The 17,811-nt window shown below is 41.5% G+C and carries 13 protein-coding genes and 2 pseudogenes; all 15 read left to right on the forward strand.

All coding sequences use genetic code 11. From position 1 onward, the window contains the following. Positions 1–834 (forward strand): hypothetical protein (locus tag PGS38_RS02175; protein WP_330670612.1); only part of this gene is annotated, 834 nt, incomplete at its 5' end. A 229-nt stretch (positions 835–1,063) separates the two neighbouring features. Then, a pseudogene (locus tag PGS38_RS17625) lies at positions 1,064–1,995 on the forward strand (AAA family ATPase). A 219-nt stretch (positions 1,996–2,214) separates the two neighbouring features. Continuing rightward, positions 2,215–2,697, forward strand: a complete 483-nt coding sequence (locus PGS38_RS02185) for a cobaltochelatase CobT-related protein (protein ID WP_243037621.1) — start codon at positions 2,215–2,217, stop codon at positions 2,695–2,697. Between the two features lie 16 nt (positions 2,698–2,713). Then, positions 2,714–2,908 (forward strand): hypothetical protein, encoded by a 195-nt coding sequence (locus tag PGS38_RS02190; RefSeq protein ID WP_118247149.1) that lies wholly within the window; start codon positions 2,714–2,716, stop codon positions 2,906–2,908. Continuing rightward, positions 2,866–3,234, forward strand: a complete 369-nt coding sequence (locus PGS38_RS02195) for a TnpV protein (RefSeq protein ID WP_118595780.1) — start codon at positions 2,866–2,868, stop codon at positions 3,232–3,234. Before PGS38_RS02190 ends, PGS38_RS02195 begins: the two co-directional genes overlap by 43 nt. A gap of 123 nt (positions 3,235–3,357) precedes the next feature. Next, a pseudogene (locus PGS38_RS02200) lies at positions 3,358–3,477 on the forward strand (helix-turn-helix domain-containing protein); the annotation flags it as partial. 301 nt (positions 3,478–3,778) lie between these two features. Beyond that, positions 3,779–3,997 (forward strand): helix-turn-helix domain-containing protein, encoded by a 219-nt coding sequence (locus tag PGS38_RS02205; RefSeq protein WP_002578407.1) that lies wholly within the window; start codon positions 3,779–3,781, stop codon positions 3,995–3,997. 14 nt (positions 3,998–4,011) lie between these two features. Beyond that, complete coding sequence (locus PGS38_RS02210; protein ID WP_055219004.1) at positions 4,012–4,617, forward strand: DUF1819 family protein; 606 nt, start codon at positions 4,012–4,014, stop codon at positions 4,615–4,617. Positions 4,618–4,627: 10 nt separating this feature from the next. Further along, the gene (locus PGS38_RS02215) at positions 4,628–5,188 is read left to right on the forward strand and encodes a DUF1788 domain-containing protein (RefSeq protein WP_055219002.1); all 561 of its coding nucleotides are present in this window, start codon (positions 4,628–4,630) and stop codon (positions 5,186–5,188) included. A gap of 13 nt (positions 5,189–5,201) precedes the next feature. Beyond that, positions 5,202–8,750, forward strand: coding sequence for a BREX system P-loop protein BrxC (brxC, locus tag PGS38_RS02220; RefSeq protein WP_055219000.1), 3,549 nt, complete (start codon positions 5,202–5,204; stop codon positions 8,748–8,750). Positions 8,751–8,765: 15 nt separating this feature from the next. Beyond that, positions 8,766–12,236, forward strand: coding sequence for a BREX-1 system adenine-specific DNA-methyltransferase PglX (gene pglX / locus PGS38_RS02225; RefSeq protein WP_118595779.1), 3,471 nt, complete (start codon positions 8,766–8,768; stop codon positions 12,234–12,236). 17 nt (positions 12,237–12,253) lie between these two features. Continuing rightward, positions 12,254–12,580 (forward strand): DUF4357 domain-containing protein, encoded by a 327-nt coding sequence (locus PGS38_RS02230; protein ID WP_118595778.1) that lies wholly within the window; start codon positions 12,254–12,256, stop codon positions 12,578–12,580. Positions 12,581–12,593: 13 nt separating this feature from the next. Further along, positions 12,594–13,595: a hypothetical protein gene (locus PGS38_RS02235; RefSeq protein WP_118595777.1), complete on the forward strand. Its 1,002-nt coding sequence runs from the start codon at positions 12,594–12,596 to the stop codon at positions 13,593–13,595. A gap of 43 nt (positions 13,596–13,638) precedes the next feature. Beyond that, positions 13,639–15,144, forward strand: a complete 1,506-nt coding sequence (locus tag PGS38_RS02240) for an RNA-binding domain-containing protein (protein WP_118595776.1) — start codon at positions 13,639–13,641, stop codon at positions 15,142–15,144. 6 nt (positions 15,145–15,150) lie between these two features. After that, positions 15,151–17,793 carry a BREX-1 system phosphatase PglZ type A gene (pglZ, locus tag PGS38_RS02245; protein ID WP_270475831.1) on the forward strand — a complete coding sequence of 881 codons (2,643 nt, stop codon included), beginning with the start codon at positions 15,151–15,153 and terminating at the stop codon, positions 17,791–17,793. Positions 17,794–17,811: the final 18 nt, after the last annotated feature.

Below are 17,811 nucleotides of genomic sequence, written 5' to 3' on the forward strand. Positions count from 1 at the left end.
GAATATTTAAGAAAACACTGGTCGGGCAAAAAAGCTTCGGCGCCAACGTTGGAGAAAAAGCACGACAAATATTTCCTGCGTTTTACGTATGCGGAAGAGGTATCTTTAAACCGGACACCTGTCAAAGAACAAACGATCTGCAGTGTGGATCTCGGCATCAATACGGATGCAGTCTGTACCATCATGCGTCCAGACGGAACTATCCTGGGAAGAAAGTTTATTAACTTTTCCAGTGACAAAGACCGGATGTACCGTGCGCTGGGACGGATCCGAAGATTTCAGCGGGAACATGGATCGCGTCAGGCGCAGGGAAGATGGGCATATGCAAAACGTCTGAATACAGAGCTTGGCAGAAAAATTGCAAAGGAAATCGTTTTTTATGCATCAGAAAAGAAGGCAGATGTGATTGTTTTCGAATATCTGGAAATGAAAGGAAAACTTTCCGGGAAGAAAAAGCAGAAACTGCAGATGTGGAGAAAACGTGATATCCAGAAACGGTGCGGACAGCAGGCACACAGAAAGGGAATCCGAATTTCCCGAATCTGTGCCTGGAACACGAGCAGGCTTGCCTTTGATGGATCAGGAGAGATTGCCCGTGATACACGGGATCATCGTCTGTGTACGTTTCAGACTGGAAAAAGATACAACTGTGATTTGTCGGCATCGTATAATATCGGAGCAAGATATTTTATCCGTGAAATTTTAAAACCCTTGCCGGAAACGGAAAGGTCTTTGCTGGAGGCAAAAGTTCCTGCAGTAAAGCGTAGAACCTCATGTGTTTATGCAGATCTGAGAGAACTGATTTCAGAAATGGAACTGCGTAAAGCAGCATAAACACAGGCAGATATGCAGTGGATTACCTGTTATGTGGAAACCCGCCGTATCCGGCATGGAAGAAGCACATATCTGTGCAAAATCTAAGTAACAGGCGTATCCGCCGATATTTGGTCTGCCGCTTAAAGCGGCCGGAAGCACGTGACTTTAGTCATGTGAGGTTCACGATTGAGTAAACAGAAATATTATCTGATTTGATATAACCAATTGCAAAGAAGGGAAAATCTTCATGAGAAGTCATTGGACAGAAATAGAAAAATATTTAGAAGACCAGAAGGTAGCGCAGGAACTGATTGGAGAACTGAGAGATTTTCACATGCGTTATGAGGTAGAGGATCAGGTAAAGGAACGAGTAGAAAAACCGGATATCCTATTTTATGGGAAAAAGATTCTGGAAATGTCAACAGCAGCGCTTCTTCAGGGAGATAATCTGTTACTTTCCGGTGCAAAAGCTACAGGAAAAATGTACTATGTGAGACATTGGCATGGATATTCGGAAGACCGGAATACGATATTTCTTTTCATGTAAATACAGACAGTGCCGATCTGATTGGAACGGACACCTTTATAAATAATGAGGTTCGCCTTCGGAAAGGCTCCATCTACCAATGCGCGGAATTTGGAGGATTTGGAATCCTGGACGAAATCAATATGGCAAAAAATGATGCGGTTTCTGTACTGCATGCCACACTGGATCATCGGCGCAGAATCAATATTCCAGGATATAACAGGATTTTACTTCATCCGGCAACACGATTTATCGGCACGATGAATTATGGTTACGCAGGTACCAGAGAGCTAAATGAAGCATTGGTTTCAAGGTTTATGGTAATCGATATGCCTGAAATGGATGAGGATAGTGTTCTTTTTGTATTAAGGCAACATTTTCCAGATGGGGAAAAAAGTGCACTGAAAGCTTTTGCAGGACTGTTTCTGGATTTGCAGATCAAAGCTTACCATGGAGAAATCTCAACAAAATCTCTTGACCTGAGAGGATTGGTTTCTGCTGTAAAAGCAACAAGAAGCGGACTTTCTCCAATTGATGCAATCCAGATGGGAATCATAAATAAAAGTTTTGATGTATTTGAAAAAGAGATCGTAGAAGATGTGGTTTCTACCAGAATCCCATCTTCCTGGACCGGAAAAGACATATGGGGGTAAACTTGTATGGAGGATGTCAGATGGCCGGCGGAACAACTGGAAGAACATCATCTGGAGATCAGCAATCGTATCAGAAATCTTTTTTGGACAGTCAGTGGTGATTATGATACGGAATTTGAACCGGATACAGAAAAATATGTTTATTCAAAACAAACGGTTCTGTATGAGGCAGTGAAGCAGGGTGCCTTTGCACGATATTTTGATCAGAAGAAACTTGGCATGTATTTGATGAAAAAATTACATTTTTCTGCTGGAGAAGATATGCTTTTGCCTCTTCAGAGATTTCGGAATTATGAAGAACCAAGGGAAACAAATGAAAGAATCTTTCAATTTCGTGCATATGCCAATAACAGAGATGGGCTTGCACTGAAAACAGTCGGTTCCTCTCTCATGGAGCGACCGGAAAAAAATAAGATTTTAATCGTATTAAGTGATGGAAAACCCTGTGATATGAGCATACAACGACCAGGAACCCGCCAGCCCAAGATCTATGACGGAGAAAAAGCTGTGAAAGATACTGCATATGAGGTACGTCGGGCCAGAAATCAGGGAATTTTCGTAATTGGTATTTTTGTAGGGAATGAAGAAGAGCTCTCCGTGGAAAAGAGAATCTATGGAAAAGACTTTGCCTATATTCGTAATATCAGCAATTTTTCCCGTATAGTAGGAACTTTTTTGCGAAGACAAATTGATATGGAATGAAAATGGAGGAATCACTATGGGTAAAATTGAATTTGCCAATTGCCAGGATGTAAGAAATCAGAAAAAGATACAGGAATTAGATTGTCCACACTGTCATGAACCGGGAGGCATTGAAGCCTTTGTGAAAGACGGGATACTTGCAGAGGATGGAGTATGTGATAACTGCGGATATATTCTTCCAGAAGGAACAGAACTGGAGGAAGTGGAGTAAAACAGTTTGAAGTAATCCCGAATCTCACCTATAAATCCGGTGAACAGATGGAGCAACTTGGCAAGTATGGTTTTCTTCGCAGAGATTATCTGAAAAACCATCGAAATTCAACCTATCAGGTGATGCTTCTGCAGGATACGATAGGAGAGCATCTTCTGGAAGTGGACAAGGCAGCCAGGGAACGGGAAGAAGTGATTCTGAAACAGTTGGAAGAAAAAGAACCACTGCCGGATAAGGAGAAAGATCAGATGGCATGGGTAAGAGCTGCCAATCAGCACAGAGCGATTGCAGAAGAGATTATCCTGAAAGAATTGATTTATGTATAAGGATTGCCAGTAACTAATCTGGCAGGTAACTGATAAAAATAGAATATTGTGAGCGAAGTAAGGCGTGAGTCATAAGATATGGCTTGCGTCTTTTCCTTTTGAACTGGAAAGAAGGATGGGAGCATGGCACAGATTTTTCGTGTAGAGAGAACTAAGAATTTTACGGTAATGAGTAATCATCATTTCAAGAATAAGAATCTGACATTGAAAGCGAAAGGTCTATTATCGCTGATGTTAAGTTTAAAGTATCAGGCGGAACAGAATAGAAAGACAGCTGAGAACGAAGTGCAAAAATTGAAAAAAAGGATAAGATTGCAATCAGAGAAAATAAACGAGATAAAATTTTTCTGTGGAATCGGATATATAGTGGCACTTGTACTTTCAGCTTGTCTTATTAAGATGTGTTTCTTGTGATTTTAAATGCGATATTTCAGAATTGAATTACGATTTTTGGTAGATTAGATTGTTTGAAACGCATTTTTATGATATGATGATAAATACCATGTGAACAGATATTTCAAGCAAATAAGATTGAGGTGAAAAAATGGCAGTTAGTTACAAGAAATTGTGGAAATTGTTAATTGATAAAGAAATGATGAAGAAAGATTTGCGTGCAATGACAGGAGTTAGTACAACAACGATGTCTCGATTATCAAAAGATGAAAATGTAAGTACAGAGATTCTGTCAAAGATATGTTCTGCTTTGAATTGTGATGTGGGAGATATCATGGAATTTGTTCCTGATAAAAAAGAGGAGCAGTAAGGAGGTACGGGAACATGGATCATTCTTATCCTTATATTGCGTCTTTGACCAGAGAGCCGTTCCTTTTCTACGAAATGCGTTCTACCGCAAAGCTAATGGCAGAAGGAAATTCCGATGATGCAATTGTTAAAGAAATTGTAGAGCAGAATCTTTTTCAGTATCCAACGGAAAAATCTATTACACGCATGGCGAAAGCCTGCATCAAACGGCTTCAGGCACTGGAAGATGATTCTCTGGTTTCTGCGATTGCTTCACAGCCGACGGATGTGGCAAAACAGATTTGTTTGTATGCGTTGATGAAGCAGAGCCGACTGGTCTGGGAATTTATGCTGACCGTCATTGGCGAGAAGTACAGATTAAGGGACACGTCTTTTGGTAAGATAGATTTGAATACATTTTTTATGCGCTTGCAGGAGCAGAATGATACCGTGGCTTCCTGGAGCGATACTACAATAACAAAGTTAAAACAGATAATTGCCAGAGTGCTTGTTGAAACAGAATATCTCGACAACCGGGGGGCAGATCATTTGAATCCAGTATGGCTGCATCCTGTTTTGGAGAATGCCATCAGAAGCAATGGTGATATGGCGATACTGCCGGCGTTTAATTGCTTTTCTTAGGAGGTAGCCAATGAGTGACATAAAAGAACGCCTGGACAAAGTTCGGGCATTGATTCAGGAACCGGAGTTCCTGGAAGGCAAAGGACTCAGCAATGAGGTGAATATCAGAATCTTCTGTTATGAACCGGAGAATGAAATGGTTGTCCGTCATTTTGTGAATCAGCTGGAAACTGATCAGTCCTTAGATTGCCATTTGATCGTTTGTAATTTATATAAAACATTTCTCTCTATCTGCGATGATATGGACATCACAGATGCAATTCCCGATATGGAAGAAGCTGACGGAAGTGCTTATCTTCTGGAGCAGCTTAACTCCGCAATCGGCAATGGAGAGTTCATTGATAAAATCCAGTATGAGCCACACGAACCGGGTGATGTGCTGATGCTGACAGGTGTGGGCGAGGTGTTCCCGTTTATGAGAATCCATACGTTATTGGAAGCCTTGCAACCGTATTTTTCGGATGTTCCGATTTTGGTTATGTATCCGGGTGAGTTTGATGGTCGTCATGTAAAACTGTTTAATCGTCTGACACCAAATGATTATTACCGGGCATTCAATGTCATAGATTAAGGGGGATAAAGCCATGATGATTCGAGATATGTTTGCGGATGACATTAACCGCAAAATCAATGGTGTAATTAAAGTAGATCAGGCTGCTGATGATGTAATCGAGCAGGAGTTAAATGAATATGTCATTACCAGAGAATTGAAGAAACATTTCATTACGTTCTTCAATTATTACGGTGATGCTTTTGACCAGCCGACAGCCGATATGGGTGTTTGGATTTCCGGTTTCTTTGGAAGTGGTAAATCTCACTTCCTGAAAATGCTTTCCTACCTTTTGGAAAATAAAGAGGTAAAAGGCATTCGCAGTGTGGAGCGTTTCCGTAAAAAGTTTGAGGACGACCCGGCAACCTTTATGCTGATTGATCGTGCCACAAAGGGACAGACCGAGACAATTCTGTTCAATATTGATATTGAGGGATTCAGCAATAAAGATAAGACTGCGGTTCTTCGTGTATTTGCCAAAATGTTCTACAACCATCTGGGATTTTACGGTGAGAATCTGAAAGTTGCCATGATGGAGCGTTATATTGACCAGCAGGGAAAAACTGAGGAGTTTCGCAGAGTTTTTGAAGAAAAGAAAGGCAAGTCCTGGATGGAAATGCGCCGTGCCTTTGCATTCAATGGAAAGTTTATTATTCCGACTTTAATGGAAGTTCTGGATATGAGTGAGGACGATGCCAAGGCATGGTTCAATGATAAAACGGCAACAGAAATATCTATTGCTCAGCTTGTGGAAGATATGAAAGCCTATGTGGATACTAAACCAGCGAACTTCCGTCTGCTGTTTATGATCGACGAAGTTGGTCAGTATGTCGGCACAGACACCGATATGCTTTTGAACCTCCAGTCTTTGACAGAAAAAATCGGAAGTGAGTGTGAAGGAAAGATTTGGGTGATCTGCACCGGACAGGAAGCCATTGATGAAATCATCAAAGTTCGTGCCGATGAGTTCTCCCGTATCCAGGCTCGTTTCAAAACAAGACTGAGCTTATCTTCTTCCTCCGTGGATGAAGTCATCCAGAAGCGTATTCTGAAAAAGAAACCGGAAGCAACAATGGATTTGGAAACCGTTTATGAGCAGAATGATTCTGTCCTGCGTAACCTGTTCAGCTTCAATGGCTCTATTCTGGATATTAAAGGCTATTCCGGTCCGAGGGAATTTACTGAGAACTTCCCGTTCGTGCCGTATCAGTTTATTATTATGCAGAAGGTATTTGCTGAAATCCGCAAGCACGGAAATTCCGGCAAGCACCTTTCCGGTGGTGAGCGTTCCATGCTGTCCGGTTTCCAGGAAGCTGCACAGAAAATTCAGGAGAAGGATGAGTATGCACTTGTTCCGTTCTTCCGTTTTTATGATACCGTACATACTTTTCTGGATGGTTCAATTCGTCGTGTAATTGAACGTTGCCAAAAAGCTGCCGACAACGGTGATGGCATCGAACAGCAGGATGTAGATGTACTGAAACTCCTGTATCTGATTCGGTATATTGATGATATTCCTTCCAATCTGGACAATATCGTTATCCTTATGGCAGATGATATTCGTGTGGATAAGATTATCATGCGTGAAGCTGTCCGTGGATGCCTTGACCGTCTGATGAGCCAGAACTATATCGGCAGAACCGGAGACACTTATAACTTCCTGACGGATGAAGAACAGGATATTCAGCGTGAAATCCGGGATACCAATGTAGATACCGCTTCTATCGTAGAGCGTATCGCTCAGATGATTTACGGTGATATTTTCACAACCAAGAAGTTCCGTTATGGAAAATATGACTTTGCTTTCGATCAGATGGTGGACGGCATTACAGTTGGAGTGGCAACAGGTGGTATGCGTCTGCGTTTCCTGACCGTTGCTACCGATGCTATTGAAAAAACAGATTACCGTCTGATGGCGGAGTCCAAAGGTAATGAAGCAATCGTGGTTCTGGCTGATACGCCTTACTATGAATCTCTGGAATCTGCTATGAAGATTCGTAAGTACGTAAAGCAGAGAAATGTAAGCCAGCTTCCAAAAACTGTGCAGAAAATTATCAGTGACCAGCAAGACGAAGCCGGAAAATATGAGCTGAGTGCCATGAGCGAATTGCAAAATGCTATTGAAGGGGCGCAGTTCTATGTAGACGGTGAGCATCTGGAAATCAGAGCTGGAAATGCTAAGAGCAAGATTGACCAGTCGCTTGAATATCTGGTTGCCCATGTATATAGCAAGCTCGACCTGATTACAGATAATGCAGGCAGTGATGTAGATATTATTGCGATTCTGACAGGTGCGGTAACGGCACTTCCGGGCATGGAACCGAACCGTGATGCTGCTTCTGCTATGGAAGAATATCTGGAAATGCAGGATGTGAAAAAGTTGCCGACTTCTATGGCAGATGTGCAAAGCAAATACAGTGCGATTCCGTATGGATGGAAAGAAATCGATATTGCTGCGGTTGCGGCACAACTGATTTATTCCCAGAAAGTAACCATCAAGTATGCAGGCAATACCATTCAGCCGGATGACCCGAAGTTGCCGGATATGCTCCGCAAAAAGAGTGAGATCGGCAAGACTTCCATCAGCAAGCGTAAAAACATTTCTGCTACGATGATGCGTGATGTAAAAGCGATGCTCCGAGAGTATTTCGACATTATGGATGTGCCGGATGATGAAGATGGTCTGATTCGCTTTGTGACGGAGAAGTTTACCGAGCAGCGTGATTACTATGCTTCTTTGGATGCTTGTTATGACGGACATAAATACCCGGATCGTGCATTAGTGCAGGAAGCTATTCATCTGATGGATGATGTTCTTTCTCAGAAGAAAGACAATATTGCCCTGATTGAGCGTGTGCTGAAAAAAGAGGATGCTCTTTTCAACAATAAAGAAGCCATGAGCAACGGCATTGAAAACTTCTTCAAAACCCAGGTAACAGTATTCGACCAGGCAGTGCAGTTTGAAAAATCTCTGCATGATGACCTTGACCGGATTGCAGAAAATGAGGAAGCACATAAGGCACTGAATACTATTCGATTGATTACGATGGTTCAGACCGGAAGCAAGTTCAACTATAACCGGATTCGTGAACTGAATCCGTTGATGGATACGGTTCGCACCGCCCATGACAAGATGCTGGAAGAAAAACGTGCTGAGGTTCTGGAAACGGTTCGTCAGTGTATGGAAGCGACCCATACTGCTGCAAACGGCGATTCCAAGGCATCCCATCTGATTGAAAAATCGGATCGGTATTTCAGTCAGTGCAAGGAGAAAATCGCAGAATTAAAGAGCCTTGCCCTTCTGGATGCTATGTTCTTGCCGATGTGCCAGTACAAGGATGATACTATCAGCAATATCGAGTCAGTTCTGGCTCCGCCTGCACCGAAGCCGCAGGTACAGCCGACACAGCCAGGAAAAGAAACTGCTCCGGCAAAGAAAAAGGTTGTCCGTGCTTATAACCGACAGGTTGTATTCCAGGCAAAGACCTTACAAACGGATGAAGACATTGATGATTATGTAGAGAAGATTCGTTCTCAGCTGAAGCAACTCTTGAAAAATTGCGATGAGATCAAGCTGAACTAACGAGGAGAGACGAGTATGGATAAGAATGCGATTAAAAAATTTGCTGTCTGGGCAAGAACAGAGCTGATCGCCCGTGTTTCCCTAAAAGGCGTGGAATACGGTATCACAGAGGATAATATCGAGGCCGCCAATGCGGACAGCGTTGGCGGCAAAGTCCTCACTGCTGATGAAAAGAAACAACGTCAGGCTTTGATTGCCGAGATTAACGATAAAGGCTATAAGCAGGTCATGGAGGAGGTTGCCTACACTTGGTTCAACCGCTTCTCTGCTCTACGATTTATGGAAGTCAACGGTTACATTCCTTCCCATGTGCGTGTATTCACGGACGAGGAAAACAACTTTAAGCCGCAGATTATAACCGAAGCCATTCATCTGGATTTGGATGGATTGGATATGGAAAAGGTCTATGAACTGAAAGATGCCGAAAAGACCGAAGAACTGTATAAATATCTGCTGATCGTGCAGTGTAACGCCTTGAATAAGATTCTGCCGGGAATGTTCCAGAAGATTGCGGACTACACCGAGCTTCTTCTGCCGGACAATCTGCTCCGTGAAGGCAGTGTCATTCAGCAGATGATCGAGTTGATACCGGAGGATGACTGGAAGGATGCTGTCCAGATCATCGGCTGGCTGTATCAGTATTATAACAGTGAGAAAAAGGATGACGTTTTCGCAGCACTGAAAAAGAATGTGAAAATCACAAAAGAAAACATCCCCGCAGCAACTCAGCTTTTCACACCAGACTGGATTGTTCGCTACATGGTAGAGAACAGTCTTGGTCGTTTATGGCTGGAGGGACATCCGGATGTGAAAGAGCAGCTTCTTCCTACCGAGGAAGAACAGTCTGCCTATGCTGCCGGAAACCGTGATCCGGAAGATACCAAATGGCACTACTATCTGGAAGAAGCTGAGCAGGAGCCGGAAGTGCAGGCACAGCTTGCCGAGATTCGCAAGGAATACGCCGCGCTGACACCGGATCAGCTGAAAGTTATTGATCCATGTTCCGGTTCCGGTCATATTCTTGCGTATATGTTTGATGTGCTGATGAAGATATATGAATCTTACGGTTATACCACCCGTGAAGCAGTGGCAAGCATTGTAGAGAACAATATTTATGGTCTGGATATTGATGACCGTGCAACACAGCTGGCTTACTTTGCGGTAATGATGAAAGCCCGTCAGTATGACCGACGCTTCTTCAGCCGTGGCATTCAGCCCCATGTGTATGCTATTGTAGAGAGCAATCATGTAGATGAATTTGCCGTGGACTATTTCTGCAATGGGGATGCAAAGCTCACGACAGCTATGGATACCATCATTAAAGAATTGCATGATGCAAAAGAATACGGCTCGATTCTGACCGTAACACCGCAGGATTGGTCTACACTGTATGACCGTTTTGCAGAGATTACGGAAGATATAAATATGTCCCGTGAGACGGCACTGAGAGAATTGTTGCCGTTGGTGCAGGTGGCAGAAGCACTGGCGCAGAAGTATGATGTGGTAGTGACAAATCCGCCGTATATGGGTAGCTCTGGTATGAGTATAAAGCTCTCTGATTATGTTAAAAGTGATTACCCAGATAGTAAAAGTGATTTGTTTGCTGTGTTTATTGAACGTTGCGGACAAATGACAAAGAAAAATGGCTGTCAGGCAATGATTACACAACACGCTTGGATGTTCCTTGCAAGTTATGAGAATATTAGAAAGAAAATTTCTAAAAAAGCTATTATAAATATGGCGCATTTGGGAGCTCGTGCCTTTGAAGAAATTGGTGGAGAAATTGTACAAACAACCAGCTTTGTAATAGGAAACACATTTTTGAACAATTATCTTGGTACATATTGCAGACTTGTTGATCCGACGACACAAACTGGAAAAGAGGAACTCTTCATTAAAGGAAAAGAACGGTATATATCTAATCAACTACGATTTCAAAAGATACCAGGTGAACCGATAGCTTATTGGATTAGTGAACAGTTTGCTAATTGTTATGATAATGAGTTATTGGAGAAAGTTGCATTTTCTGATGGACAAATTTTAACTGGTAATAATGACAAGTATTTGAAATTGTTGTGGGAAGTGAATGCTCATGATATTGAAGCAAGGAAGTGGGCGTTACACGCTAAAGGAGGTGAATTTAGGCGATGGTATGGCAATATTGATACCGTAGTAAAGTTTGATCCAATCACGATTCAGCATTATAAAAGAGATAAAATTGCACGATTCCCCAAAGATGAAATCCTTTTTAGGAGAGGAATCACATGGACCCTTGTTTCGATGAATCCTTTGTTTGGCGTAAGAGAACTTGGTAAAAATTTGACATTTAATAAAGCGGCAGCAACAATATTGTTTAATGATGAAACTATTATAGATTATGTGTTAGGATTTTTAAATTCCAAGGTGTCACAAGCACTTTTAAGAATTATAAACCCGACAATGAATAATAATATCAAAGATATACTCAATATGCCATTTATCAAAGATATGAATTTTTATCCGCAGGTTAAATCCTTAGTCCAATATAATATTAGTATTTCAAAGCAGGATTGGGATGCTTTTGAAACCTCATGGGATTTTCAAAAGCATCCACTGCTTCGCAAAGTTTCTACCATTGCGGAAGCCTTTGACCAGTGGCAGACTGAATGCAATGACCGTTTTAACCAGCTGAAAGCCAATGAGGAAAAATTGAACCGTATTTTCATCGACATTTACGGTTTACAGGATGAGCTGACACCAGAGGTTGAGGACAAGGACGTTACTGTCCGCAAAGCTGATCTTGGCAGAGATATTCGCTCGTTCATTTCCTATGCGGTTGGCTGTATGTTCGGTCGCCACTCTCTGGATGCGGATGGTCTTGTCTATGCAGGTGGAGAATGGGATAACAGCAAATATAGTTCTTTTGCTGCGGATAAGGATAACATTATCCCGATTTGCGACGATGAATATTTTGAGGATGATATTGTCGGTCTATTCGTGGAGTTCGTAAAAACTGTTTACGGTGTAGATACCTTAGACGAAAACCTGAAATTCATTGCCGATGCACTGGGGGGAAAAGGTCAGCCGAAAGATGTGATTCGGAATTATTTTCTGAATGATTTTTATAAAGATCATTGTAAGATTTATCAGAAACGCCCGATTTACTGGCTATTTGACAGCGGCAAGAAGAATGGATTTAAGGCTCTGATTTATATGCACCGCTATCAGCCGGACACCATTGCCCGTATCCGTACCGATTATGTGCATGAACAGCAGGCTCGTTATCGTACTGCTATTGCGGATTTGGAACAGCGTATGGTCAATGCTTCCACTGGCGAGCGTGTGAAGCTGAACAAAAAGTTGAATACCTTGCAGGCGCAGGATACTGAAATCAGAATTTACGAGGAAAAGATTCATCACCTTGCCGACCAGATGATTTCCATTGATCTGGATGATGGTGTGAAGAAGAATTATGCAATATTTGATACAGTATTAAAAAAATTATAAATAGGAGACGAAGAATCATGAAAATTATGGTTACACTTACACAGCGTACAGGAGTTGCATATGCAACGGCAGAATATGATGGAAAGATAATTACTGTTCTGGCAGGTGGCAAAATAAGTCCGGATTTTGCAAATCATATCAGAGGTGGGAAAACCGCTAAAGCATATCGAGACAATCCAGAGTATGTGGATAAGAATGGTAATATTCTTAAAAACTGTGAGTTTACCAGCTCTTCAACAGCGGCTCAGTTTGTGACGGGGCGAAGTACAAATGGGTATAAGGCTTGGAAAGTTGAAAAGAAACTTAGTCTTGGTCAATATTTGAAGGATAAGGGCTTGCGTTAATGGGGGTGGTATTTTGATTGATGTTACTGTGAAAATTACAGCGATTATAATGTATTGCGATGAAAGTATACTTAATCTTGAATTGGGAAATGGTTATACTATCGAGAAGTGCTATTATGATGATTTCCCATTCAAATCAGAAATTGAAAATGGAAAAAATCAACTATGTATTGAGTATATAGGCTCACGTTTACATGATGAAAATGGTTCATACTTTATCTGCCTAAAAAAAGAAGATGTATTTTTGATAGATGGTCCTCAGATTGTTCCGGGTGCTGTAATCACGAATAAGACTTGCCAATGTGAAGATGAAATTGGAGCTTACCAAGAGCAAGAGGTACAATATTTGCATAAAATATTTTCGTTGTTGCGTTTATATAAAAACGGGAACATTGGATTATATCAAACATTTTTCAATTACAGATTTAAGGTGTTGGGTTTTATAAATAATACTCAGAACCATACGAGCAAGAATAGTACCAGAAATGCTTATGATGAACGAAAATATATACTTGCAACAGAAGATGTTGAACGCTGTAATCAGTTTTTAAGAGATTATAAATTACAAATTTATTCCATGATGAAACCTATTATTGATGAGTTTGTGTGGGGATTGGAGCAGACAGATGCTCCAACTGGATTTGAACAGTATACGACAGCATTAGAAATGGCACTTTTGCCGGTAAATCAACCAGGTAAAAAACAAATGTTATCCAATCGCATTGCAGTTTTGCTTGGAAAGAATGATGCAGAAGTTGTAGGAATACATGATAAGATGCTGGACTTTTATCGTTATCGCTCAGAATCCTTACATGAAGGTGATGGAAGCAATATCTCAAAGCAAGAACTCATTGAAATGGAAAATTATGTTCGTCAGACTATTACTGCAATTATGCAGAAATCTAAATGTCAGCTCGCTATCGACAATACGAAAACGTGGATTGATATTAAGAACGACTTGATGAATGAGCTGATTTCCAAAGTGGTAAATAAGAAAACTGCGGGTATTTTATAATATGAATGGTGGCAATAGCTGCCAAAGAGAGCGAGGTGTTACAATGACTATAGAAGAAATTCTTGCAGGAGAATCGAAGGATGTGGAGTTCAAAGAGAACCTGCCGGAGAAAAGCCTCAAATATATGAAATCTGTGGTTGCCTTTGCCAATGGAACCGGCGGAAAAATCATTTTCGGAATTGCCGATAAAACCAGAGAGGTTGTTGGCTTTGACAAGGAAGATGTGTTCAAGAAAATGGATGCCATTGCCAATGCCGTATCAGACAGCTGTGAACCGGCAATTATCCCAGATATCACTTTACAGACGGTTGATGGTAAGACTGTCATTGTGGTAGAGGTTTTTGAGGGCAGACAGCGCCCGTATTATATCAAAGCCCTTGGTAGAGATGGCGGTGTATATGTCCGTGTTGCCGGAACTACCCGCCTTGCCGATGAGTATATGGTAAAGGAGTTGTTGTTTGAGGGCAGTAACCGCTACTATGATCAGGCTTTATGTACTGGGTTAAATGTTACAGATGAAGATATTGATACCCTTTGCAAAGCTATGAAAGAGCAGGCTGTCAGAAATGCTCGGACAGAGGAACAGAAAGCATCGATTAAAGATGTAGGCAGACAGCAGTTGCGTTCCTGGGGAATTTTAATCGAGCGTGATGGAAAAGATTTTCCATCCAATGCGTTTGCAATTTTGACAGGCAACGGAGGCCTTCATGTTGCAACGCAATGTGGTGTGTTCAAAGGTACAACGAAAGCGGTATTTGTTGATCGTAGAGAATATACCGGACCGCTTTGGGAACAGATAGACGAAGCATTTCAGTTTGTCTTAAGAAATATTCATCTGGGTGCTACTATTGTGGGAATTTATCGCCAGGATGTTTATGAGATTCCACCGGATGCCATTCGTGAGTTGATTATCAATGCTATGGTACATCGTAGTTATCTGGATCATGGTACGATACAGGTAGCGGTATATGACAACCGATTGGAAATCACTTCTCCTGGGAAGCTGCCAATGGGACAAACGATGGAGCGTATGAAAGAAGGTTATTCCAAAATCAGAAATGAAGCCCTTGCCCATGCGTTTGCTTACATGAATCTGATCGAGCATTGGGGAAGCGGTATTCCGAGAATTATTGATAAAGTGAAAGCTGCCGGACTTCGGGAGCCGGAGTTTATTGGTGGCGAAGTGGATTTGCGTATCAATATTTATCGAGGTCAGGTTGACGGCACTGTTGACCTCAATGACCTCAATAACGCCATTAAAGTGCCGGATACTATTGATAAAATGCCAGATAGTGGCAATGAAGTGCCGGATAAAACAGAAACAGTGCCAGATACGACAAAGAAAATGCCGGATAGTGAACAGGAACAACAAATCTATAAATATGTATTGGAAAATGGCTCTATTACTACTGCTGAAACAGTAGAGATTTTAGATGTAAAACATCGTAGAGCCAGAGCTGTCTTGCTGAATATGGTTAAGGATGGTTATTTGAGAAAAGAGGGTGCGGCACGAAGCACTATTTATGTAAAAAATACGGAAGGGAGATAATGCAGCATGGATACAGACAAAATAATACAAGATTTAAATCGCAGGTTTGCTGCACCTCTTCCTGAGTTTTATCAGCGTCGTATCATTTTCTGGTACGATGAAGATAAGGAATTTGAGGATAAATTGGATGAAGTGGTTTTGGAAAATGCAAAGGTGATTGCGCTGACAGGAAATAATGCGTTTTCTGTAAAAAAACTGCTTTCAGTAGATGATTTGACCACAAATTATCTGGTTTACAGTCCGTGTGTCTATAACCGCCCAGATGATAACTGGCTTCTGGATGTGGAGCTTTACAGCGAAGAGTTTCGGGCGGATCTGATTTCTATTTGGATGGATGAGATGGGACTTATATCAAATCCGGCAATGAGGAAACAGGTTAAAAATTATCGTGCTTATTTCAATGCGAAAGATCGTCGTTTGAAAGTCAGCACACAGAATAAAGTTCCGGAAACACCGGCACAGTTACACATGGCTGTCATGGCGGCAATCTGTGGATTGAAAGATGCACAGCCTAATATGATTCTCCGTAGTGTGTTCCAGGCGGGACTGGATTTGAATAATAATACGGTTTATCAGGATTTTGTAAAATATCATGCAGACGCAGCATTTTGGGCGATGGTTCGTCAGGGATGCGGATTTGTGGAGGAGGAACCAGACCTTGAGCGGTTAGCAATTCATCTACTTTTAACCGCGGCGACCCGTACCATGCGGCAGGAATATCTTGCCGGACTAGACAGTTTTATTTCCATACCACATCAGGCATATTGCTATGATTTTATTTCTGAATGGCTTCATAGTGACAACATTCCGCAATTATATGATGTGGCACGTTATGTTGAGGATGAAGCTTGTCTGTATCAGCGTTTTGAAAAGCTGACAGTAGAAGATTTGGTAGGAACAGAGTGCTTTCCGTGTATTAATGAAGTGATTCTGACAAAGATAATGACAGAGATCAGTGACCATATTATTGATGTGGATACCATTACGAATACCGTTGAAAAACGGAGAACTTGTGTATGGTATGAGCCATTTGAGAATTTTTATGACGGTATCTTACAAGTGGCGAATATGCAAAGTTTCTTTAAGGAACATTCTGCCGGATTCCATACCGCAGAAGCGAAAAGTATCTGGAAAGAATATACTGAGAGCTACTATCAGATGGACACTTATTACCGTTTGTTCCATCTTAGTTTTCAAAAGAGTTTGGAGACTTCCAATATTCTGCTGGATGATTTGTTCAAGCATGTTGTCGATAAGGTGGAAGGACTTTATACACACTGGTTCTTAGGTGAGTTGGGCAACAACTGGTCGGATGTATGTGCGGATGAACTGGCAACTTACGGTAAAGTTCTGGAAGTACCGCAACAGGAGGATTTTTACCGTTCCCGTATCCAAACCTCAGATACGAAAGCATTTGTAATTATCTCAGATGCCATGCGTTATGAAGTGGCGGCTACGATGGCAGATCAGCTTCAGCGAGAAACGCAAAGTAAGGTTTCTATCAGCAGTATGCAGAGCATCTTTCCTTCTACTACAAAGTTTGGTATGGCAGCTTTGTTGCCGCACAAAGAACTGACAGTAGAGGTTCGGAACGATATTTTGACGGTTTTGGCAGATGGACAGTCTACGGCAAGTACTTATAGGGATAAGGTTCTGAAAACAGAAGATTCGGCAAGCGTGGCTTTAAAGTATAATGACATCATTGCTATGAAACGAGCGGAAAGAAGTGCTTTGGTGAAAGGGATGGATGTGGTCTATATTTACCACGATACCATAGATGAAGCCAGCCACACTTCGGATACTGCTGTTTTTGCTGCCTGTGACAAGGCGATTTCAGAATTGAAGAATCTTGTGCGTATTATCGTAAATGAATTTGGTGGAACGAATATTTTAATTACGGCAGATCATGGATTTCTTTATACATACAGTCCTTTGAAGGAAGAGGACAAAGTAGATAAAAGAGGATTTTTTGATGTGGATGTAACAAACTCTGACATTACAAAAAAAGAAAGTATCAAGCGATGTGTAGAATATGGCAGAAGATATGCAATTATGCAGAAAGGTGTGCAACCAGATTACTTGATGCCTGTAAAATTCCTGGGCGGAAATACGGAATTTGATGGATTTGCACCGAGAGAAAGTATTCGTATCAAAATGAATGGCGGCGGTATGAATTTTGTGCATGGTGGTATCAGTTTGCAGGAAATGGTTGTTCCAGTGATTGAGTATCATTATCTCCGCAACGATTCTATGGAATATAAGCGAAATAAGCAGAAATATGATACTAAGCCGGTAACGGTTAATTTACTGTCCGCAAACCGTAAGATCAGCAATATGATTTTTTCGTTGAACTTCTATCAAAAAGATGCGGTCAGTACAAATCGTGAAGCAGCAACCTATCAAGTTTATTTTACAGATGAGGACGGCAAACAGATTAGTGATATTCAGAAGATTATTGCAGATAAGACCAGCGATAACGGTGCAGAAAGAACTTTCCGTTGTCAGTTTAATCTAAAATCTTTAAAATACAGCAATACCGCTACTTATTATCTGGTAATTGCAGATGAACAGGGATTACAGCTGCCACAGCGGGAGCCATTCCAGATTGACATCGCCTTTGCGGTGGACGAGTTTGATTTTTTTAGTTAATGCCGCAGGAGGAGAGAA

The organism is Fusicatenibacter saccharivorans (assembly GCF_027667425.1).
In the GTDB taxonomy this organism is placed as follows: domain Bacteria; phylum Bacillota; class Clostridia; order Lachnospirales; family Lachnospiraceae; genus Fusicatenibacter; species Fusicatenibacter saccharivorans.